The 20,950-nt window shown below is 61.7% G+C and carries 24 protein-coding genes and 2 pseudogenes; 11 read left to right on the forward strand and 15 right to left on the reverse strand.

The features are described from left to right. Window positions 1–18: 18 nt before the first annotated feature. Window positions 19–3,026: pseudogene (locus IG197_RS04615) on the reverse strand (Tn3 family transposase). 5 nt (window positions 3,027–3,031) lie between these two features. Further along, on the reverse strand, window positions 3,032–3,658 hold the full coding sequence (locus IG197_RS04620; protein ID WP_192317263.1) for a recombinase family protein: 627 nt from the start codon (window positions 3,656–3,658) through the stop codon (window positions 3,032–3,034). A 206-nt stretch (window positions 3,659–3,864) separates the two neighbouring features. On the opposite strand from IG197_RS04620, the gene IG197_RS04625 reads away from it, so the two are divergent. The 3 genes and pseudogenes from IG197_RS04625 to IG197_RS04635 all read left to right on the forward strand — a co-directional run bounded on the left by IG197_RS04625 (window position 3,865) and on the right by IG197_RS04635 (window position 5,349). Further along, window positions 3,865–4,257: a hypothetical protein gene (locus IG197_RS04625; protein WP_192317265.1), complete on the forward strand. Its 393-nt coding sequence runs from the start codon at window positions 3,865–3,867 to the stop codon at window positions 4,255–4,257. A gap of 48 nt (window positions 4,258–4,305) precedes the next feature. After that, a pseudogene (locus IG197_RS04630) lies at window positions 4,306–4,611 on the forward strand (PLP-dependent transferase); the annotation flags it as partial. A gap of 213 nt (window positions 4,612–4,824) precedes the next feature. Next, window positions 4,825–5,349 carry a cupin domain-containing protein gene (locus IG197_RS04635; RefSeq protein ID WP_192317267.1) on the forward strand — a complete coding sequence of 175 codons (525 nt, stop codon included), beginning with the start codon at window positions 4,825–4,827 and terminating at the stop codon, window positions 5,347–5,349. Window positions 5,350–5,524: 175 nt separating this feature from the next. On the opposite strand, the gene IG197_RS04640 is transcribed toward IG197_RS04635, so the two are convergent. From IG197_RS04640 to IG197_RS04650, 3 genes are all read right to left on the reverse strand, one after another. After that, entirely contained in the window at window positions 5,525–6,073 is a 549-nt protein-coding gene (locus IG197_RS04640) for a hypothetical protein (RefSeq protein ID WP_192317269.1), read from the reverse strand. A 203-nt stretch (window positions 6,074–6,276) separates the two neighbouring features. Further along, window positions 6,277–6,705 carry a hypothetical protein gene (locus IG197_RS04645; protein ID WP_192317271.1) on the reverse strand — a complete coding sequence of 143 codons (429 nt, stop codon included), beginning with the start codon at window positions 6,703–6,705 and terminating at the stop codon, window positions 6,277–6,279. A 214-nt stretch (window positions 6,706–6,919) separates the two neighbouring features. Next, the gene (locus IG197_RS04650) at window positions 6,920–7,618 is read right to left on the reverse strand and encodes an SOS response-associated peptidase (protein ID WP_192317273.1); all 699 of its coding nucleotides are present in this window, start codon (window positions 7,616–7,618) and stop codon (window positions 6,920–6,922) included. A 167-nt stretch (window positions 7,619–7,785) separates the two neighbouring features. Here IG197_RS04650 and IG197_RS04655 point away from each other — a divergent pair, with 167 nt between their 5' ends. The 3 genes from IG197_RS04655 to IG197_RS04665 all read left to right on the forward strand — a co-directional run bounded on the left by IG197_RS04655 (window position 7,786) and on the right by IG197_RS04665 (window position 11,444). Further along, entirely contained in the window at window positions 7,786–8,511 is a 726-nt protein-coding gene (locus IG197_RS04655) for an outer membrane protein (RefSeq protein ID WP_192317275.1), read from the forward strand. Between the two features lie 467 nt (window positions 8,512–8,978). Then, window positions 8,979–9,536, forward strand: coding sequence for a hypothetical protein (locus tag IG197_RS04660; RefSeq protein WP_192317277.1), 558 nt, complete (start codon window positions 8,979–8,981; stop codon window positions 9,534–9,536). A 342-nt stretch (window positions 9,537–9,878) separates the two neighbouring features. After that, a complete protein-coding gene (locus IG197_RS04665) occupies window positions 9,879–11,444 on the forward strand; it encodes an inverse autotransporter beta domain-containing protein (RefSeq protein WP_192317279.1) in 1,566 nt (521 codons plus the stop codon). 80 nt (window positions 11,445–11,524) lie between these two features. Here the strand turns inward: IG197_RS04665 and IG197_RS04670 are convergent, their stop codons facing one another. From IG197_RS04670 to IG197_RS04690, 6 genes are all read right to left on the reverse strand, one after another. Further along, window positions 11,525–11,824, reverse strand: coding sequence for a hypothetical protein (locus IG197_RS04670; protein WP_192317281.1), 300 nt, complete (start codon window positions 11,822–11,824; stop codon window positions 11,525–11,527). 103 nt (window positions 11,825–11,927) lie between these two features. After that, entirely contained in the window at window positions 11,928–12,143 is a 216-nt protein-coding gene (locus IG197_RS04675) for a hypothetical protein (protein ID WP_154385493.1), read from the reverse strand. A gap of 52 nt (window positions 12,144–12,195) precedes the next feature. After that, complete coding sequence (locus IG197_RS04680) at window positions 12,196–12,426, reverse strand: hypothetical protein (RefSeq protein WP_154385494.1); 231 nt, start codon at window positions 12,424–12,426, stop codon at window positions 12,196–12,198. After that, window positions 12,423–12,554: a hypothetical protein gene (locus IG197_RS36635; protein WP_256441234.1), complete on the reverse strand. Its 132-nt coding sequence runs from the start codon at window positions 12,552–12,554 to the stop codon at window positions 12,423–12,425. The genes IG197_RS04680 and IG197_RS36635 overlap by 4 nt, the downstream gene beginning before the upstream one ends. Further along, window positions 12,551–12,751: a hypothetical protein gene (locus IG197_RS04685; protein ID WP_067963503.1), complete on the reverse strand. Its 201-nt coding sequence runs from the start codon at window positions 12,749–12,751 to the stop codon at window positions 12,551–12,553. Before IG197_RS04685 ends, IG197_RS36635 begins: the two co-directional genes overlap by 4 nt. Then, window positions 12,739–13,443 carry a glycoside hydrolase family 108 protein gene (locus IG197_RS04690; protein WP_192317282.1) on the reverse strand — a complete coding sequence of 235 codons (705 nt, stop codon included), beginning with the start codon at window positions 13,441–13,443 and terminating at the stop codon, window positions 12,739–12,741. The genes IG197_RS04685 and IG197_RS04690 overlap by 13 nt, the downstream gene beginning before the upstream one ends. A gap of 250 nt (window positions 13,444–13,693) precedes the next feature. On the opposite strand from IG197_RS04690, the gene IG197_RS04695 reads away from it, so the two are divergent. Together IG197_RS04695 and IG197_RS04700 are read left to right on the forward strand one after the other, a co-directional pair. Next, window positions 13,694–13,957, forward strand: a complete 264-nt coding sequence (locus tag IG197_RS04695; RefSeq protein ID WP_067963511.1) for an XRE family transcriptional regulator — start codon at window positions 13,694–13,696, stop codon at window positions 13,955–13,957. A gap of 486 nt (window positions 13,958–14,443) precedes the next feature. Next, window positions 14,444–14,680 (forward strand): hypothetical protein, encoded by a 237-nt coding sequence (locus IG197_RS04700; RefSeq protein WP_192317284.1) that lies wholly within the window; start codon window positions 14,444–14,446, stop codon window positions 14,678–14,680. A gap of 268 nt (window positions 14,681–14,948) precedes the next feature. Here IG197_RS04700 and IG197_RS04705 read toward each other — a convergent pair whose 3' ends face one another. Beyond that, entirely contained in the window at window positions 14,949–15,557 is a 609-nt protein-coding gene (locus tag IG197_RS04705; RefSeq protein ID WP_192317286.1) for a hypothetical protein, read from the reverse strand. A 286-nt stretch (window positions 15,558–15,843) separates the two neighbouring features. Here IG197_RS04705 and IG197_RS04710 point away from each other — a divergent pair, with 286 nt between their 5' ends. Beyond that, window positions 15,844–16,317 carry a hypothetical protein gene (locus IG197_RS04710; protein WP_210346895.1) on the forward strand — a complete coding sequence of 158 codons (474 nt, stop codon included), beginning with the start codon at window positions 15,844–15,846 and terminating at the stop codon, window positions 16,315–16,317. On the opposite strand, the gene IG197_RS04715 is transcribed toward IG197_RS04710, so the two are convergent. Genes IG197_RS04715 through IG197_RS04725 form a run of 3 tightly spaced genes read right to left on the reverse strand, consistent with a single transcriptional unit; the run spans window position 16,262 to window position 18,469 of the window. Continuing rightward, the gene (locus IG197_RS04715) at window positions 16,262–16,528 is read right to left on the reverse strand and encodes a hypothetical protein (protein ID WP_192317290.1); all 267 of its coding nucleotides are present in this window, start codon (window positions 16,526–16,528) and stop codon (window positions 16,262–16,264) included. The genes IG197_RS04710 and IG197_RS04715 overlap by 56 nt on opposite strands. After that, the gene (locus IG197_RS04720) at window positions 16,525–16,812 is read right to left on the reverse strand and encodes a hypothetical protein (RefSeq protein ID WP_192317291.1); all 288 of its coding nucleotides are present in this window, start codon (window positions 16,810–16,812) and stop codon (window positions 16,525–16,527) included. Before IG197_RS04720 ends, IG197_RS04715 begins: the two co-directional genes overlap by 4 nt. A gap of 4 nt (window positions 16,813–16,816) precedes the next feature. Next, window positions 16,817–18,469 (reverse strand): hypothetical protein, encoded by a 1,653-nt coding sequence (locus IG197_RS04725; protein ID WP_192317293.1) that lies wholly within the window; start codon window positions 18,467–18,469, stop codon window positions 16,817–16,819. A 269-nt stretch (window positions 18,470–18,738) separates the two neighbouring features. Between IG197_RS04725 and IG197_RS04730 the strand changes: the two genes are divergently transcribed. Together IG197_RS04730 and IG197_RS04735 are read left to right on the forward strand one after the other, a co-directional pair. Beyond that, a complete protein-coding gene (locus IG197_RS04730; RefSeq protein WP_192317295.1) occupies window positions 18,739–18,879 on the forward strand; it encodes a hypothetical protein in 141 nt (46 codons plus the stop codon). Between the two features lie 60 nt (window positions 18,880–18,939). Next, window positions 18,940–20,730, forward strand: a complete 1,791-nt coding sequence (locus IG197_RS04735; RefSeq protein ID WP_192317297.1) for a hypothetical protein — start codon at window positions 18,940–18,942, stop codon at window positions 20,728–20,730. Window positions 20,731–20,950: the final 220 nt, after the last annotated feature.

Raw genomic sequence — 20,950 nt, forward strand, 5'->3', positions numbered from 1 at the left:
AAAACCTACATAAGGATTTCAAGGCTCTTCGTCCGGATCGACATTTTTCGGATCGCGTAGCGGCCTGAGTTCGCCTCGGGCCACGAATTCTGGGAGCGTAAATGCGTATCGGCCGACCATGTTGACATGTCTGAAGCCGAGCGGCGACAAGCGCGCGACATCCTCCGGCCTGACATCGTACCTTTCGACTACGAGTTGGTTGAGGGCGGCATCCGTGTAGATGGTGTTCCACAGCACGACGAGATTGACGACCAGACCGAGTGCTCCGAGCTGGTCTTCCTGACCTTCACGATAGCGCTGGCGCAATTCGCCGCGCTTTCCATGGAAGATGACGCGGGCGAGCTGATGGCGTCCTTCACCGCGATTGAGCTGGATGAGAATACGGCGCCTGTAGCTTTCATCGTCGATGAATCGCAGAAGATAGAGGGTCTTGATGAGGCGGCCGAGTTCCTGCAGGGCGCGAGCAAGACGGGTTGGCCGGTCATTGGTCTGAAGGGTCCGGGTGAGGCCAGCGGCCTGTACAACACCGAGTTTGAGGGAGCCAGCAAGCCGCAACAGATCGTCCCAATGGTCGGCGATCAGCTTCATGTTGATCCTGTTCGACGCGATATTGTCGAGGATGCCGTAGTCGGCTTTAGCATCGACGCGCCAGAATCTCGCGCCGCCGACATCTGCAATGCGAGGGCTGAACTGGTACCCGAGCAGGTAGAATATGCCGAAGATGGTGTCGGTATATCCAGCCGTGTCGGTCATGATTTCTGTCGGCTGAAGCTCGGTCTCCTGTTCCAGCACGATGGCGAGCAGATTGAGGCTGTCGCGCAGGGTGCCGGGAACGGTCATGGCGTTAAGGCCAGTGAACTGGTCCGAGGCGAGGTTGTACCAGGTGACACCGCGCTCCTGCCCAAAATATCGCGGATTGGGGCCGGAATGAATGGTGCGGACCGGCACGACAAACCGCAATCCATCGGCGGAAGCCACTTCGCCGCCGCCCCATTTCCTCGCCAACGGGATGGCGTTTTGCGCCGCGACCAGGGCGGCGTTTGCAGCGATCAGCGTCTCGGCGCGCAGGAAGTTTTGCTTGACCCAACTGAGCCGCGAGCGTCGAAGTGCCGGGACATCGAGGCGTACCAGCGGCTCGAATCCAGTATTGGTCGCCTCGGCGACAAGAACGGCGCAGATGCTGGTTGCGATGTTTTCTGCGCGGGAACCGCCCTCGCTGGCGTGGGTAAAGAGATCGGCAAAGCCGGTTCTCGCATGCAATTCCATGATCAGTTCGGGCAGATCGAGCCGAGGCAGACGCGCGTCGATCGCGGCGCGCAGCGCGGTGAGGCTTGGCGGTTCCTCGATCTTTTCCAGGCGTTCGAGGGACAGGTCAGAATCTTCCGAGGTATTGATGATGGTGACGGCTGGGTTCATCGGGACACGATCGGCGGTTTCCCGATAGGCGAGGTCCAGCCGGCTCGACAAACGCCCGAGTTCTTCGTCAGCGATGGTGGAGACGCCGACGGTACGGCAGACCGTCGGACGAGCCGCTTCCCATGCCGGACCTGATAGCAGCCCCTTGCGCGGATCGGCATACCGCAATGAGCGAACCGGAAAGATGTCGCGCCGGCGAATAGCGCGGCGAAGCTCATCGAGAATGCAGAGCCGGTATCCTGTCAGATCGACAGCCCCGTCGACGGTCTTTAGTTGAGTAAGCCATGCCTTCGGCGCAAAGGCTGTCGGCGGTGGACCTGTGCGTTTGCGGCCGGAATGAACGGCACGAAGATAGTCGATCGCCTCCAGCAAAGGCCGGCCAGCGGGGGCAGCACCAAGATCGAGGCTGGCGAGCAGCCCCGGCGTATAGGCAATCTTCCGATTGTGTTTCCTGAGTTCGGTAAAATAGGTGTCGTCATGGGGCTCGGCGAGTACGCCGACGCGCTCGACCGCCGCATCGAGCGTATTCCTGTCAATCAGCTCGAAGATCGCAGCGCGAACGGCGCCGTCGGGCGTTTCGGGATCGAGGATGACAATTGCCGCGTCCCGCAACTTCAGCGCTGCGGCGTCGAGATCACGCAGCGACCGTAACCTGGCCTGTTTGGCGGCCGAAGACGCCTCCGACACCATCGATGTCGTGACCGCATCAAACAGATCGATGACATCGTCTCCAGCCGAAGCCTCAAGGGTTCGGATGAAGGCCAGCAGAGTTGCGGCGCGTCGATCATCCGGCAGTCGCGAAACGGCCTGAGCCTTTGCGGCGCTGGCAAACCGCGCCAGCGCCATGACCCTGCCCGGCGGCAAGCGATCGATTGAGGGCAACCCGCTGGCAAGGGTCCGATCTCCTCCAGTCGCCCGAGGGCACGGCTGATCTCCCGGCCGCTTTGAATGTAGGGACCATCGCGTAGCCGGTCGAGCGGACTTTGCCTGTCACCTTCGGGAACCGCGACCAGGCTATCCAGCCGCGCCCGCTGCTCTGGTGTCATCGCCCCGATCAGCAATTTATGCAGCCGGCTGTTCGCCCGCGTGCGAACCCTTGCCACGGCTCTTTCCAGCACAGACAGGCCCGGCAGCAGCACCTTGGCTTCCAGCAACCATGCGACGGCACGGTCGAAGAGCGCCGAGGGTCGATCCGATCCCGTCCAGCACAGGGCGTAAAGAAAGCGGTTGAGCCGAAACGCGACGCCGTAATTGGTGTAGGTCCGGTAGCCATAGTGCTGACGAATGCGGAGCGCATGTCGCCAGCGTCCTTCACTGCGCACATATTCTGCAATCAGGCGCTCGGGATCGGAGAACGAAAGCTGGCGCCCGGTGAAGCGCAGCGCGGTGGCAGGAACCTGACCTGGATCTTCGAGAAACATCCCGAGCATCCTCAACGATCCGAGCTGGACAGCCACGCCGAGCCGATTGTGATCGCCGCGATGCGTCGCGACGAATCCGCGATCGACGTCATCGAGATGGAAATAGCGCGCCAATTGATCCGGAGTAAGCTCACCGGGAAAGCGGCCATATTCCCGCGCCTGGCTCTCGCTCAGAAACCCGACCGGCACGGCCTTCACGCCTGAACGCTGTTGTCGCGCTTCACTCGACGCTTGCTTGCCAGCAGCTCATTTGCCCGCTCGCGGGGCTTTCCATTCGCATCGACATAGGCATAGAGCGTCGACAGCGAAACGCCGAGTTCCGCCGCAACGTCGCGCGCTGCGTTGTCGCGGTCGGCCATCATAGCCATGGCTGCCTTCAGCTTCTTCAGCGTCATGACGCGCGGGCGCCCGCCGGCGCGACCTCGGGCACGGGCCGCTGCCAGCCCCGCCATGGTGCGCTCATGGATGAGATCGCGCTCGAATTCCGCCAGAGTGGCAAATATGCCGAATACAAGGCGGCCGGTTGTCGTCGTGGTATCCACGTCGCCGGTAAGGACTTTGAGGCCGATCCCACGTTTCTGCAGGTCGCTCACCATCGTGACGACATGCGCAAGCGAGCGGCCGATACGATCGAGCTTCCAGACGACAAGCGCATCGCCAGCTCGAGCGATCTCAAGGGCCTTGTCCAGACCGGGGCGCTCGGTGGCACGTCCGGAGCACACGTCATCATAAATCTTCTCGCAACCGGCACGCTCAAGGGCGTCGCGCTGCAGATCGAGATTCTGTTCGCCGGTCGAAACCCGCATATAGCCAATCAGCATGATCGCTCCCCCTTCATATTAACTTAGGCGTAAAGGAGTTTGTCGGCTATAGGTTTCTGGATGGGTATTTATGAAATTTGACGGCTTCTCCGGAATTTTTGCGGGCAGCTTTGCAGCGTCACATCAAACCGGGGTTTGTTGCGACGTTCGGGCAGGGCTTTTGTGGATGCCACAGGTGGAGCAAAATCTCTTGCGAGCGAAACGTGATGACTGAAAATGACGACCACCAGGATGTCGCTGACCTGCCGCCAGAAGACAAAATGGGCTTTGCTGTTCCGAAGACACCGACCCACTCGCTCATGCTTTTGAACAGCTACATGCGGACCGACATGCTGCAGCACATCCATTTGCGCCTTCATAAGATGAGGGATGAGGACGGGCCTGGTTCGCCGTTGCATCATATGGCGAAAAGCCTCGAACAGGTTATCGACACCTGGGACGGCATCAATCTGTTCGAGTGTTTTACCCGCAACCAATTCCACATCGATCCGGATTACGAGTTTCGGCCGGAGCAGGATTACCTCCATGACATCAGGCTGATGAAGCATCAGCTCAAATGCCACAGGAAAACGATTAGGGAGCTGGGCCGCTGGCGCTGACCGCTGAGATGTGAAATCCCTTATGTAGGTTTTCTGTTCCGTTGCTACTCAGACCCCGACCACAAGCTGTTCAAGCGCGACTTCTCCGGCTCGAGCGGCATCTTCTCGGTGGTGCTTGCGGGCGGCGGCACTGACAAAGCGCATGCCTTCCTCGACGCGCTCGAGATCTTCGGCCTCGGCTATTCCTGGGGCGGCTATGAAAGCCTCGCCGTGCAGGTCAGCCTCGCCGACCGCAAAATCGCCAACGGTCCTTATGAAGGCCCGATCATCCGGCTGCAGATCGGCCTCGAAGACGTCGCCGACCTGAAAGAAGACATTGCTGCCGGCCTGGCAGCGGCAAACGCCGTGGGGTGAGACCGGCGGGCGGCCGGGCGCCTGATGCCTTGACGCCTGCCCTGATCTCTTGTCGGGGTTTTGGCCTGATCTCTTAGCCTGATCTCGTGGCCTGATCTCTTGGCCTGATCTCTTGGCCCGATCCTTCGGCCTCATGGCTGAATTGACAGGCGCCGCCGCGACCGCGACGCTCGCTCTTTTCTTGATGTCGCAAGCTTTTCGGGGAGTATCGAGATGACCGCTTCAGGCCGCCCTGCCGAAATCGCCCACTGGAGCGAGATCGAAAAGCCCGACGGCGAAACCTTCATCGGCACCTCGGAGCTGCGCGGCCTCGGCGCGCCGCTTGCCCAGCATTTCGGCCTCGAACGGCTCGGCATTCATCATGTCCGGCTGCCGCCGGGCCGGCGCACCTCGTTTCCGCATGCCGAAAGCCTGGAGGAGGAATTCGTCCATGTCATCGAGGGCGAACCCGACGTCTGGCTGGACGGGGTGCTGCATCGCCTCAAGCCGGGCGATTCCGTCGGCTTCCCCGCCGGCACCGGACAGGCGCACAGCTTCCTCAACAACACCGACAGCGACGTCCGGCTCCTGGTCGTCGGCGAAACCAACAAGGACGAGAACCGGATCATCTATCCGGTCAATCTCGAGCGCAAGGCGATCCGCGAGGACTGGTGGCACGACGCCCCGCAGCGGCCGCTGGGCGGTCATGACGGCATGCCGGACCGGGTGCGTGCTGAGCGGACAAAGGCTGACGGGTAGACGGCAAATCCGGGCTGCCCGTCTGCGGGTGCCGCGTCGAGGAGGATAGGTGTGTCGACTGCCCGGAGATGCCCCGCAAAGGCGACGCGCGTCCCACCGAAGCCGCACTGACTCTGCTACGAGCATAGGAATGATGGCGAGAGCCTATCGACTTACCTTCTTGGGTCGATGCACATCACGTCCGTGCCCTAGGCAGAACAGCCCATCGGGCTGCCAATCCTCCGGCCGAGCCTGCCAGTGTGAAGCACGCCACATTCACGATTTCAAACGCCCAGCCGACCAAGGTCGGCAAGCCGTCTTCTCTCACTTGGTAACCCCAAATCCATTTGCTGAAGCTGGCGTTCGCATCAAGGTAGGTCAGCAGACCCATAAGGAAGCCGAAGGCTACCACAAGTAGCCCGATGATGGCCCCAGCCATCGCGCCGAGCTTTGCTGCGTGGCGACCACTTCGCAAGGTGCGCGACTCCGCCCTCCTCCATATCGGCAGTCCAATGGCAACGCTTAGAGCGAAGGACAAAGGGAGGCCGAGGATCAAATAGAGCAACACAATCTGCAGAATTGGCGGCGTTGTCCACTTTTCGCCAAAGACCAATGAGGCAACGCCGAGTTCGAGCAAATGGGACAGTAGCGTAATGCCAATGTACACTGCCAGCCCAACAGCGGCTGCCGCAGCAAGACCAAGCAGCATTTGATTTGAGGTCAGCGCATTTCGTTCAGCTGTCATGTGGAGATGGTCGCACCTTGGACATATGACTGCAACGGCAGGATGCGCCCGAGACTTTCGGCTATCGGCCCGTGACGGTCGTTCGGACGATCAGGCGCACGGCCTGAAAAAGATCCATGGTCCGCTGCGGGCGCAGATCGACGAGATCATTGCCACCCGGTTATGTCCCTGATCCGTTTCCATAGTCTCAATGGGACCTGCGCTCAGCGCATCTCGCACCCGTCGCTTGAACAATCGCACATGTCTTCTGTGGGGTTGGGGCTTCGGAGGTGCTTCGTCAGCACGCTAAGCTTCGGCTGGCCTTCCCGGGCGAACAGATGAAAGCCGGGTTTTGGCGACTGGTTGATGACATACGGATCGATCAGGTAATTGAAGCAATAGCCCTTGCGCCTGCTCGGCCTTATCTCGTTGCGCTCGTCGGTTGGACCGGTAATAGACAGCGCGAACCCGGCTTTTTTTGCCCGCTCCTGTGCGCTCCAGGAGGGCAAACTTCGCAGGTCGGGAACGTTCAAGAGAAGCTGACCTGGATGTCTCGGAAGTTTCTTGGCGCTTGCATAGCCCGGCAGGAAAGCCACTGAAATCACGAAGGCCAAGAGAGCGGACAGCGTGAGCTGTGACAGCAGGCGATACATGATCCCCCTCCCAAATTGCGGCACGCCAATAAGCCAATCCTAATATTGCGCTTCAATCGCAAGAATTGGAAGTTCCTCGCCGGCTGGTCAGCTGCAAGTCGAGAAGCTCGACTACACTTGCAATGCTCCGGTCCGATCCAGTTGGATGGCCTGCGTGTTGAAGGGCTCGATGAGCCCAAGATCAGTCGACGTGTCTTGCGCAGCTTCCGGGCGGCTACGGCTCTGCGGGATCGAGTATGTCAGGCGTGTCGTTCTTCGGTGACCCGACCTTGCGGCCGATCTTCCACATCGTCATCAGCCCGGCGGGGAACGGCTTCATCAGCTCGGCCGGATCGGCATCCGGGCCGATCCATCTCTGGTAATCCACTGGTGCCAGGATGACCGGCATGCGGTCGTGGATGGTGGCCATCAGTTCGTTGGGGGCACAGGTGACGATGGCGAAGCTGCGCAGAAGCTCGCCGGTCTCTGGGTTGCGCCAGAGATCGACGATGCCGGCGAGCGCGAAGGGTGAACCGTCCTTCATCGCAATGGCGTAGGGCTGCTTGTCCTTGCCGGTGCCGTGAATGTCGTGCCACTCGAAATAGCCGTCGATCGGCACCAGGCAGCGCCGGGAGGCATAGGCACGCTTGAACAGGCCGTTTGTGGCGATGCTTTCCGAGCGGGCGTTGACCGGCGGCGGCCGGCCCGTGCCGGCCTCCTTCTGCCAGGACGGCACCAGCCCCCATTTCGCCTGGACGAACATCGCGCTGCCCTTCTGGGCTTCGTCCTGCACGATGACCGGATAGATCAGGCTCGGGGCGCCGTTGTAGCGGGGAAAGCTGTTGTCGAGCGCGCCGACGTCACCGGGGTCGGCAAAGCTGAAGCCGCGCACCATCTCGGCAAGGGTCGATCTGACAAAGACACGGCCGCACATGCTCCAACTCTGCCGCAACGCGCCTGATAAAGCCAGCCAGACAGGAGAACACGCCGCGCCAAAGTTGCCTGGGGCGCTTGCACACCACCATAAGCTGCAGTAGACAGCCCTTTATCACCACGAACGCTGCCCTGTTCGTTCTGCAGTCGCCAAAAACAGGGAAAGCCATGACCACGACAAGATTCATCCGCCAGGCGTCAGTTCTGATGCTGCTGACGGGCTCGCTGCCTTTTGCCGCCTGCCTGCCGGCCAGGGCCGCCGACGCGGCCTCCGCGCCAGGGTTTGTCTGGGCCGGCGGCTATGCCGGCGTCCATCTCGGTTATGGCGGGGCCCGAACCACCGTCACCGAACTGGACGACTATTCCTTCTCGAATTTCGGCGACACCGAATTCAAATTCGATTCGGACGGTTTCCTCGGCGGCGTCCACGCCGGCTACAACTGGCAATCCGGCCAACTGGTCTATGGCGTCGAGCTTGATGTCACCGGCGCCGACATCGACGCCACCGTCGCCAACTCGATGATCCCGGGCTCCAATGAGAGCTTCTCGACCCGCATCGACTGGTTCGGCACGGCCCGCGCCCGCCTGGGATATTCGGTCGACCGCTTCCTGCCCTTCGTCACCGGCGGCCTCGCCTTCGGCCACGTCAGGAGCAGCTATGACGACAACGATTTCAGCCCAGGCAACCACGCCGTCGCCGACGATGTCGTCGCCGGCTGGACCATAGGCGCCGGCGCACAATATGCGCTTTCCGACAACTGGTCGCTTCGCGCCGAATATCTTTATGTCGACCTCCAGGACAACAGGGGATCGTTCGGATCTGGCGACGCCTACCGCTACGACTTCGACACCAACCTCCATGTCGTGCGGCTCGGCGCGAGCTACGGCTTCTAGGGGCCATGCCGTGGCCCGCATCGCGCAGACGCGTCATGGCGGGGCCGCCCCAAAACCCGCTCCATCGAGCTACGCCATCCAGTTGACTGTCGGCCGGCCGCTGCCTCAAGTAATATCAAGCATTGGCAAGGTGGGGTTGATCGCCGGCGCAACGCCTTACATCGACGAATGAGTGTTGCGTCGGCTGCCCCGCCAACCCATGCTACGCAACGAACGGCCCGACCTGGCGACGTCCAGGCGGGCCGTACTTGTTGCCCTGACGACTTTGCGCTCGACAAAAGCCCCGCAGCCTTTCGGCAGCGGGGCAGGATGGGAGAGGTTCACGCACACAGCATAACATGAGTCGCGCCGGCCTCGATGCGCTGCTCTCCCGCCATCAGCCCCTTGCCTGCCTGCCGCCAGCAGCTATGCTTTTTATCATTCGGGATGGCCATTCCGGAGGGCGGCGGGGAGCTCCGAATGTTCGCATGTGCAACGATCCGCGCGGCGGCGAGGAAGCCATGACGGCTCCGGCCGACATCAGCGATCCGGGACGGCGGCGACCGCATCTGCGCAGCGCGATTGCGGGGGCAGTCCTGCTCGTCCTGCCTTATCAGGCCGCGCAGGCATTTGAATTCCCGATCGATTCTGACGGATACGGCCAGCATCTGCGCGAGCTCTGCCTGATCAAGGCAAGGGTCGCCATGCCGGGCACAAGCTTTTCGGCTTCGCACCGCTTCTGCAGCCTGTACTTCGCAATACCCATGCCGTTGGCCGCATCCTGCGCCGAGGCGCTGGAACCATGCACAAGGCGCTTCCTGAGTGACTACTTCAATGTGCGCCTGTCGAACCCGATCGACAATCTGACGCGCTGCGACGACAGGGGATGCGCGGTCTACTACAATTTTCGCGACGCGGAGAACCTGTACGAATCCGCGACGGAATGCGGTTTCGACATCGGCGGCATCGCCCGGGCCGACAAACAGGGGAGGTTTTTCTCCCTGGTGTCGGTTTCCATCAACAGGAACTGCCTGAGAGACGGATAGTCTCGCGGCCTGCATGAACGAAAACGAAAAAAGGCCCCGCTGCTTTGCGGCAGCGGGGCTCCTGGGAGGTCAGTGGCGCCAGCATAACATGTTTCCGGTGTCGGGAGCAGATCTGTGGTGCCGTTCGCCAGCTTCGCCGAACCGCACCCGATTTAAGGCGACCAAAGACCCGCTCTACGGCGAGCACTGCCGAAATACGGCATGTGACGTATTTTTTTCGAAGCGTCCTCTGGGTAGACGGCCGACTTGGGAAACGTCTGCCGGGAGCTACCAGTGGGGGACTTGCATCGAACGAATGGGGGCATCTGGCTGGTACTGGCTACAGGTGCCTGGCTTTTTGCAATGCCCTTTGCCCACGCCTCGGACTTCGCAACGAAGTGGGGCGCGCATCTGGAGATTGAAGGTCGAGTGAGCTCGGCCCGTACGCTGGGCGATGCCGCATTGTTCGCGCCGCTGTGGCAGAATGACACCTCGCTTTTGTTCGCCGACGTCCGAGCAAGTTTCGACGACAACTCCAATCGCGAAGGCAATTTTGGCGTCGGTCTTCGCCATATGCTCGACAAGGGCTGGAACATTGGTGGGTACGGCTACTTCGACGTTCGCCGGTCGGTTCACGACAACACGTTTCGACAGCTGACCCTCGGCATCGAGGCACTCAATGCCGACTTCGAGCTGCGCCTCAACGGTTACCTGCCGATCGGGCAGCGCACCCGCGACACAGGCCAAGCCGCCACCGCATCGATTTTCGGTACCAACATCTGGATTCAGGGCACGGAAGAGCATGCCCTCGCCGGCTTCGATGGCGAGATAGGCTGGCGTCTGCCCATTCTTGACCCGAGCGACGCCACCCAAATCCGCGCCTATGCCGGTGGCTTCTATTTCGACAGCGACAAGGTCGACGAAGCTATAGCAGGCCCGCGCGGCCGCCTCGAGGTCAGCTTCGACGGCCTGTCGGATCTCATCGGTATGGCCGAAGGTACCAGATTGACGGTCGGCGCCGAGCTGCAGCACGACAATGTCAGAGGCACCGAAGCGTCGGCCATTGCCCGCCTTCGCATCCCCCTTGGTCCAGCCGGCAGAAGCGGTCACCTGACCGCCCAGGAATCGCGGATGACCGAACGAGTGGTTCGGGACCTCGATGTCGTCACCCAGGTGACAGGTGGACCAGCAGAGCTGGCTACGCAAACGGCGGACGGTCGCTCGCTTTCGGTGATCAGCAGCAGCACGACGACTGGCGCAGATCTTGCCGGCGCAGTGGCCGGCGCAGGCGCCAACAGCCATGTCATATTGTCCGGCACATTCGACACCAATGCCCCGGTTCGACTTCAGACCGGCCAGACGTTGATGGGCGCCGGCGCCACGATCGTCAGCAGCGCTTCGGGCCGAAGCGCCACGTTGTACACCCAGGCAGCTACCATCAACTCGGCAATTTCAGGCAATCAGGCTGCGGTGGAGATGGCGGACTACAGCACATTTTCCGGAATGGTTGTTCATCGCCAAAATCCGGGAAGCTTTGGCAATCCTATCGCAATAGTCGCCAGAAACGTAAATCATGCAACAATTACCAACAACGCGGTGAGCACGACATCGGCGGGCCACACTGCGTTTGGTATCAGCGCTCGATGGTCTAACAATGTGACCATAGCCGACAACATCGTCGCCGTTGAGCACTACACCGATGGCAACGTTACTGGTGTTCAAATGTTCATGTCGAGCGGGACTGTCCGTGGCAACTCCATCGACGCTCGCGCATCTGACGTCGTCAACACGCGCGCCGTGCACATCTATGAGGCAAACATCTTCACCGGCTCGACAGGCAATACGATCGTCAACGGCAGATGCGACGCTGCGGCTCCAGGCTTCGGTGTCGCCGTTGAATTCACCAATGCCCCGGCATGCGGGCCATGAGCACCCGCGCCAGCTTGCACAGAAAAAACTCGCCGCCTCCAGGCAGCGGGGCTCAAGGAACGTCGGCTTTCGGTCCATGATCAGGGCAGCTTGAAGCCACCGCCCATCATGAAGGCGACGATGGCCAGGATGATGCCGCTGATGACCAGCTTGGCGATCCAGTTGAGCGTGCCGCTGACGCCGTCGATCTTGGCGTCGAGCGTCGAAAACCGCATGTCCATGTGCTTGAACTGTTCGTCCTTGCGTGCCTCGGCGATATCGCTCTGGCGCTGCCGGGCTTCGAGTGCCGCCAGGCGCTGGTCGCGGCTGGCGCCCTGATGCTCGAGCGCCACCAGCCGGGACCGCAGGTCGCCGTCGATTTCCGTGTTCCGTTCGCTCATGTCGGCGCCCCCCGCCACCAACCGGCCACCGCCAGCCAGCCGATCGACAGGCCGAAGCCGATCAGCAGCACGTCGTTGACGATGAGAAGCGTGGCCTGGGTGATCATCTCGACCTCGGGCAGAGCTGTTCGCGCAGCTTGAGGGCGGCCAGGTGGCGCGCTGCCTCGGCTTCGTTCATGGCGTCATAGACCTGTTGCCGATAGCGGAGGTCTGGACCCAGGCAGATGCTGCCGCGCGCGGCGGTGCAGGCGGCAGCGCCCGTCAGCACGACGATCAGAAGCAGGATACGGGTGATCAGGTCGAGCAGCCGGCGCTTCATTGTCGTGTCCTCATTGCCATTTCCTCATGGTCGTGTGGTTCTGGCCGCGCCCTCATTGTCGTGTCCTTCGGGCGAGCTCGGCGCGCAGCTGGTCGGGAGACATGGCGCCAATGTCCGACTGCACCTCGCAGGCGATGTCCCTCGCCTTCTGCTCGGCCCTGGCCTGCCGGTCGCGCTCACGGCGGGCGCCGCGGCTGTTGCCTTTGAGGAACGCGACCAGTGCGGCCAAAAGGCCGCCCATGACCGCCAGAAGCGTCGGGTTGGAGAGCAGGAAGCCGGTCATGAGCCGCCCCTTCCCCAGCGCTGCCGCGTGGCATGCATTGCGAGCAGGATGACGACGGCAACGGCCAGCCCCAGGACAGAGCCCATGACAGTCAGCGCCTCGCCTGATGGGACGGCGCGATCGGTCATTTCGTCCACCCGAAGCGGCGCGCGCCCCAGTACCAGCCCTCGGCGACCATCGAGGCGACGAGGCCAAGGCCGGTGCCCAGCCATTCGACAAGCTGCGGATCGGCGATGAGCGCCTGCTGTTCCTCGGGCAGGATCAGGCCGAGCGCCAGCAGGGGAAGCGAGACATAACGCAGCAGGATGCGGATTATCGGTGCCATGGTCGGTGTCCTCTGATGAACCAGGCGGCGATCGCCCTGGTGATGAGTTGCAGGAATGAAGCCAGGCCGCTCCCGCGCCCGGCGGGATGCGGCGCGGGTCTGGTGGGGGCGGTCGGTTGCTTGTCGTCCACTGGGTGCCCCACCGGCGCGGGTGACGGCGGCGCGTGTTCAGGCGCGTTGGGCGCGGCCAGCTTCAGCGCCGCCGACCGAACGGCGGAGACACGGGCCGTCCAGCCCTTGCCGAATGTCGGCCAGGTGGCGAGGCCGCGCAGGAAGGCCATGCGCCTGTCGCACAGGTCGTTGATGATGGTGGCGCGCATCATGGCGCTGACAGCGTTCAGCGTCGCCGGGCCGATCCGGCCGTCCTGGACGGCACCGACGACGCCTTGCAGATATTTCGCCGCCCTGCCCGGCCCGCTGTTCACGGCGAAGTCGAAGACGGCATGATCGACGCCGTCGGGCAGCTCGGCGCCATGCACGGCGTCCCAGTAGAAACGCCGGTAGACGGTGGCCAGCTGCGCGTCGGTGATCCCGCGCAGATCGTCCTTGGTTGCATCCGCCTTCACGTAGCGGCGGAAATTCGCCAGCGTCACCCCCTTCATGGTGGCGCCGCCAGGATCGGCCGGATGATCCGACCAGCCCCCCTCATGCTTCAGGACGAGCGTTAGCGCCCGCGTGAAATTGCGGTCCATGAAAAATTCCTTCGGTTGAGGGTTGGTTTGAGCAGCCAGCAGGCGCGGTGACGCGACGTCGCGTTCGTCCGACGATCTGACATCGGCGGAATGGCTTGATCACTTCGGGGCCAGGCACCATATTGCGATTGCGCCTCTCACCGTTTCGGGAGTGACGCTTTCGGTTGCCGGCTTTTCCGGCATGCCATCTCAATCAGCGCTGACGCATTTCAAACAACCGCCAGCGCTGTACTCAAAATTTGGAGGCTAAATGTCTATTGCAACGCCCTTCGCGCTGCCGGCGCAAGTTCTGTCAGCAATTGCAAATGGAACGCCCGCCATCCAGGCTTACCGCCAGTATTTGGGCTATTCGATCGGCGCCGTCGCTGTGACAAGCGGGCTTACGGTCGATGAAGTCGAAAGCATCGAGGCCGGACATCGCTTCGAAAAGGGATACCGGGACCGCATTGCGCGAGCCCTCGGCCTTCCGGATGGCATTTTCGACCAAATGTCGGACGTCTCGGACGCCGCGTAGTCCTGATGGGCCCCGCAGCCGTGAGCGGGGCCATCCCTCTTGCTCCAACGGGGGCGGCCAGGCGCCAGACTGCCCCGCACTGGCATGGAACGGTCAGCCGTCCAAGGAGTTAAGCAATCTTCTTAGGGAGGCGAATATGACGGCCGATCTGAAGTCGTCTCGCAGCGACAATGACCTTGAAAGACGCGCTCTATATCTCCGTGGCTCAGGGAGCTCACGTGTCGAGCACATGGCACCTGTCGACCATCTGAGCGACGTTCCAGGACCGCAATGGACTGACCTGTTCTACATCGCCGTGGCGTTCGGTGCGGCGAGCGGCATCTTCTGGCTGGCCGGCTACTAGCTAGCGGCCATGGCCTCCGGATCACGGTGCGATCAGCCCCCCTCACGTTTCAGGACGAGCGCCGGTGTAGATTGCGGCCACTGGTGATTTCCTTTGATGATGAAGTCGTTCAATCTGCCAGCATCAACGGGAGGGAGGGCTGAATGAAGTGGGTGATCCTCATCGCCGGCGTGTTCCTGTTCTTCAACGGAATGTTCACGCGAACCTACAGCTTTGACAACGAAAGCCCGGCCAGACATTGCTACCAGATGGATTACATCGGCCTCTATGGATGTTTCGGCAGTCCGATGATGCCGGCGCTGATCGCCTGGGGTGCAACCCTGATCGGGGCCGGCCTGATTGCATGGTCGGTATTTCGCGGCAGGCACAAGTCGGCCTGACAACTGCCATTGAGGTCCCAAGCTTCTTGATGCAATGTCGTTCGCGCAGGTGGGGCGGTCAGACGCGAACGCTTGGATGCGTTGCCTCCCGGTTACGCGTCCCCCGAGCCCCCCTCGGGCACCTGCAGCTTCAGCTACGGCGAGCCGAGCAGCAGCGCCGTTGACCTGGCTTTGCGAAAGCGACGTCCCGAACACGCCAGACGAGCGAGCGCGCAAGGCCGCGTAGAACTTGCTACGGTCCATGGGAATTCCTCAGATGTGTGGAGTTTCAGGAAACCCGGCGAAACGGGTTGAACATGATCTTGATCATGTGCCGGCGGCCGTCGACGGCGGACCAATGCCAGCCGATCCAGATCTTGGCGAAGCGGTTGCCCGGCAGCATCTGATCGCGGCGATAGGAGAAATACCGGCGTCCATTGGCGGCCTGCATGACGACAAGGCGCGAGACGGTCTTGCCTCGATCAAAGTCGACAACGCCGCTGTCAGAGACGATCTGCACGCCGGCAGCCTCGAAGCCGAGCACATACGCATCGAAGCCATAGCCAGGGTTTCGCCAGAGCCACCAGCAGGCCGTCTTTAACCGCCCCCAGACCGTCGCCGGCTTGTCGACGAAGCCATAGATATCGTCGTCGTGGGTGTGGATGTAGGCGAAGACCCCGGGTAGCCTGTCAAGGTTGGCCACAGCAGCCCAGGCCGCCCAGACCGGGGCCGTCACCATCACGAACAGATTAAAGGCGAGCGAAAGCGTCGTCATCAGGAGGTAGCGGGTATACATAGCCAGTTCCTTTAGGGCGTGCGCCGCCAGGCCCGCAGGATGCGGGAGGTCAGCGCGAAACTCGAAGACGGTTGAAAGCGGATCGCTTGGCGATGTATCCATGAGCAATGACGCTCATGACGCTCGGCGACAGTCACTCCCTATTCAGTTTCGCCGGTATAGCCGAGGCTAAGATCTATTGGCATGGGCCGAGGACGATGCATCGGGCCGCTCGCGATGGCATAGCGTCGTTGGTTCCCCCAAGAACTGTCGACCGATCAGTGGTGATGTGCTTGTGTTGTCATTTGGCGAAATTGACAGCCGCGTCCATGTAGGGCGCCTCGCTCGCCAAAATGGTCGCACATCAATCGCAGAAGCCGACGCGCTTTGCGACAGGTTCCAGGTAGCTTTGGATCAGTTCAAGACGAAGTGTCCCGCGCGCTTGGCCTTGGCCTGCATCGGTCCGTTCAATCCCGCCTATCTGGAATATGAGGGCTACGAAAACGAAGACGCATGCCGCGCCGATGTGAAAGCTATCCGTGACCGGATGAACGCCCGCATGGCGATGATGAGTGTTGCGTTCGTGGATTTCCGGGCTGCCTATAGCAACCCGGATGGATCGATTATCCCCTCCTTTTCAGACAACAATGTCCATATCGACCCGCGCCATTCTGAGCCGGTCTTGGCAGCTTTGCAGAAGGCCATTGGCAGCCGATTCAGCCTTCGGCAACCGCCTTGGCCGCCAGACAGTCTAGCAGAGAAGCCTTGCCAATCGCCCTGGAAGCGGTTCCGCCGCGCCGTGCGGGCTAAGGTGAAGGGATGGTTCTTCAGAGTTTTCCCGCATTTCGGAAAAACTCATCGACTGCCGCCTCAGGGAAACTGAGCGCAGCGAACCCTGACTGCAGCATCGGATCGATACGATCAAAGGTCTTGCTCTCGGCGTAGGCAATCTGGACCAGCTTCGGCTGGGCGGAAACCCAAGCCTCGACTTGGTCTAAGATTTTGTCGATCTCGAGCTGCATCTTGAATTGGCGAGAGGACACACGCTCGGGCACGGGCAGTGGCGGCGCTGGCCGAATGGAAATGACGCTCATTTGGTATCCTCCGAACCCAGTTCTTCCGCGTGCGCAGCGGCAATGATCGCCTCCTGCTCCGCAAACCATGCGGCGGCCCCGATGCCGTGGCCGTCAGGGATGCTGAAATCGGCCGTCCAGAGCTCTCGCTGTGAACGGTCGCTGGGAATGCCCGCCGTGGCGACGATGCGGAACGGGACACCGATCGGTACATCCTTTCGCGCGACTTCGCCGATAGGCAGTTCCCCACTTGGGATGATGACAGACACACCGTCGCCGTTGGGGAAGATAATTCGCTGGGTCATTCTCCTACCTCATAACAATGACATGGACCGCAACAGGGTCGAGGACAGCACTAGAGGCTTCATCTGCGCGCCCGCACTGAATGCGAACCGAGCTCGATGCGAATGCTTTAGGCGAGCCGTGGGCGCGGTAGTCGTTGGTGCCTCCTTGGTTGCCATAAGTCGCAACAGAACATGCGAAGTTTGCGTCAACCAGCGCAGACGTGAAGTTGATGGTATAGTCACCAGTGCCGTTATCCGTGATCGACGACACGTTGAAGGAAGCCGCGATTGCAGGCGTACCAGTGCCATTGAAATTCACCCACGCTTTGGCCATCCCTTGATGGCTGCCCATCGTGGAAACTGATGGGACGCGGGCCGTGTCTGTCCCCGTGGCAACCTCGGCTGCAGTGGCTAGCTCAACGACACCCGTGGCGGTGGTGCTGGCGTCTTGCTTGAGGGCGCCGAACGCCAGTGCAGCAGTTCCCTGGCCGGTACCACCGTCGGCAATGGCGATCACCGCAGCGCTGTCCTTGATCACCTTGCCAGTCGTGCCGTTGAAGCGCGCGAAGCCGTTGTTGGTCGATGAGGCAGGGCCGGTAACGTCGCCCGACCCGTTGTCGCCGGTCCGGTGGAATATGAGCCAATGCGCCGCCCCGTTCGTCAGCGTGCCGGAGCCCCCGACATATGCCAGCGTCAACTTGCGATAGCCGGTACCGTCCACCACAGAGCCGGTGACGTTGTAGCTGTGCCGGATCGTTGCGTTCGTTTTCGAGCGGATCGTCAGGACACCGCGTACCGTGCTCGTGCTGTCGTCCCATGTGTCGAGCACGCCGATAGCCGTCACGCCGTCACCGTCGACATTGTCGATATAGGCAGTGGTTGCCAAGCCGAGAGCCACATTGTTGAGCCGGAAGATGCCGGCACCCGGGTCGGCATCGGTTGTCGTGGTCGAGAAATTGTAGGGCAGCGCTGCCACCGAGTTGGCTGCCGCAGTTGCACTGTTGGCCGATGCATTGGCGCTGTTTGCCGCATTGGTGGCCGAGGTCGCCGCATTTGACGCCGAAGTCGACGATGAGCTTGCCGAAGCCGCCGCAGCGTCGGCCGACGCCTGCGCGGTCACTACGGCGGCCGACAGCTGGCCGAGTGGAAACACCACCTCGAAACGCGCGCCAGTGAAGAACAGCACGGTTTGCCGCCCGGCGGTGAATTCGGTCGCGGCGATGTCGGCGCCGTTGCCGTATTTCACGCCATAGCTGCCGACACCCGCGACCGTGATCGTGGTTGCGGCGCTGTTGTTGGCCGTCGGCGTCATCAGGTACAGCCTGTCGGCCTGAAACCCTGGTGGCTGGCTGACCACGACGGCATTGCCTGTGCCGCCCGTCACCGTAAGCTTGTCCACGGCGGCGCGGCCGAACAGCCTGCCATAGCTCATCGGCACCCATGACGCCCCGGTCGCGTCCCACTCCTTGAGCACGGCCGGATCGACATTCTTGTCGAGCCAGAGCTTGTCGGTTGCGGGTGCGACGATGCCGTCGACCATGTTGCTGAACACGCCGGCCGCGCGAAGCGCCGACAGAACCAGCTCGGACACCCTGACATATTTTCCGGTCTCGCTGGTCAGCGTGGTTCCGGTGAGGAACAGGCCCCAATGCAGCGAATTGTCGAATTCCGTCGCCATATCTTGTCCTCAAGGCAATGGGGCTCGCCGCGGCGAGCGGTTCAGGGTGGTGATGCGGAGAGACAGGCCGATGCTTTCGCGCCTGGCGCGAACCACGCGCCGTCAGATCGATCGACGTCTGGGACGATTGTTGCCATCAGAAGTCAGGGCACCGGCGCAGAAGCAGCGCAGGTCGAGATGATCTGCGCTAATCTTGTTCGTCGCGGGCAGAACCGGCATGAAACCGCTGGCGCGAGCGACCTGAGACCGCAGCGACCCTAGGGGCACCAATGCTTGTTCACTTGTTTGACCGATGGTCGGAATGGCCGGCCTGGGCGCGATGGACATCCGGCATCGGCGACATCGTGCTGCTCGGCTCTGTCCGCGCGGCATGGGGTGAGCGCGAGTTCGTCGCTGAGAGCCGGCCTTGAAAGAAGCTGCAATTTAAGGTTGAATACCCGCTATACGCGAAAAGAAGCGAAGCTTGGACGATGGGCCTGTTTATCGAACTGTTGATTGACCCTGCACGTATAACCTTCATGGCATTTCTGTTGGCGACCGCTCTCGAACTCAAGAGCAGGATTGCGGTCGGATTGACGATCACTCTCGGGGCGATCGTGTTTGCAGTCCTGATGCCCTTGGTCTTCAGGCCGACCGAGGCTCCCGGCATAGCGTTGGGCCTGATCGCCAACCTGCTTCTGCTCGCGATCTTCTACCGTTTTCATACCCTGGTGTTGCGCCGCCTCACCCCAGGGTCAAACCGACTTTCGACTGAGGTTCTCATGGGACTGTTCGATCTGTTTCGCAGCAGAAAAGCCCTCAGTGAGCGCGCACTCCTCGCGGAGGCCCGCGCCAGAGATCAAAAACGCGCCATGCTGCGCTCGGCCATCTCCACGATCGGTGGCGAGCAGATAGCCGCTGGGTCCGATACCCAGCTTGCGCCGCGCTCGGCGTCGCTGCTGACCAGGCACGTCATGACGCCCGGCTCGGCCGACGACGATGCCGAGCGCTTGCTGGCGGGCATGTTCGCCCAGATCGCCGCCATACATTTCTCGCTCGAGATCGGTACGAATTTCATGAGTGCCGTCGCGCAGTCGGTGCTCGAAATCACCGGCATCGCCGATCGTCATGACCTCGGCAACATCATCGGCATTTGCTATGAGGTGTGCGCGGACAATGACGAACTAACCACAACAGTCAGGCAATTCCTTGCCGACTGGATGGCTGATCCAACGCAGGAAAACCTGGTTCGCCTCGGCAGCCTGCGTCTCCTGCTCGTCAGGCTGATGACCGATGACGGACTGGGCGATTATCAAAAAACGACAGGGTCGCCTTCATCGCCACCAGTGCAGCGCCGCTTCCTGTTGGTGAATTGGGACAATCGCCCAGCAGTCATCGGTGAAGCCGGAGCATTGGCCATGCTCAAGCCCAATTCGCCTTGGGTAGAGGTCAACTTCAGCGATGTGTTGTGGACCGCTCGAACGCTCCGCGAAGTGGCCTGGCGCGGACAATTCAGGAGCTTCGGCGAACTCCACCCGCCGACGTACTTGCTCGACCAGATTTCGCGTTCACCCCGACAGCGGGAACCGATCGTCCGCTCAGCTGCAGCGCCCGCCGCCTCGGCGCCTGCGCTTCCGGCCGGCACATCAGCGGAATCCGGATGTGCTGCACAGTCTCCGGGCACGACACTCCATGAGCGCCCCATCCTATTGGTGAATTGGGACAACCGTCCAGCGATCATCAGCGGAGGCGGAGCATTCGCCATGCTCGAGCCCAGTTCCCCGTGGGTAGAGGTGGACTTCAGAGATGTGTTGTGGACTTCCGACGTGCTCACTGAAGCGGCATGGCGCGAGCGCTTCAAGAGCTTCGGCGAACTGAACCCGCCGACGCACTTGCTCGACCAGGTTTCGCCTTCACCCCGAGCGCAGGAACCGGTCGCCTCGCAAGCTCCGCCGCCCGCCGCTTCGGCGCCGCCATCGCCTGCGCTCCCGGCCGGCGCAGCCGATGAATCCGAAAATGCTGCACCACCTGAAACAGAACCCTACAAGCGCCCCACCAATTTGGTGAATTGGGACAACCGTCCGGCGATCATCGGTGATGCTGGAGCATTTGCCATGCTCAAGCCCAACTCCCCTTGGGTAGAGGTGGACTTTTTGGATGTCTGGAGTACCGCCGACATACTCTCCGAAGAGGCCTGGCGCGAACGCTTCAAGCGCTTCGGCGAACTGAACCCGCCGATGATCGACCGGGTTTCGCCTGCAGCAGCACGCGACATCGAATAGAATCGGCAGCTTCCATCTCCAGCGAAGGCTGCCCGCCTACCGCCATTGGCTACTGTCGGAGCCGATGCCATGTTGTTGGCCAGCGTCCTCAGACTTTCCGGTTCCACTGGCTGCCGGCAAACTCCGCGCGGCTCCGGCATCGCCTGTTGTAAGGCCGCCGGACGTGTCCCCGTCCGGTAGAGAGCTGGCGGGCGGGAATCGGGCAGAGCGGCACCCTCTT

The sequence above is a fragment of the Aminobacter sp. SR38 genome, assembly GCF_014843375.1.
In the GTDB taxonomy this organism is placed as follows: Bacteria; Pseudomonadota; Alphaproteobacteria; order Rhizobiales; family Rhizobiaceae; genus Aminobacter; species Aminobacter ciceronei.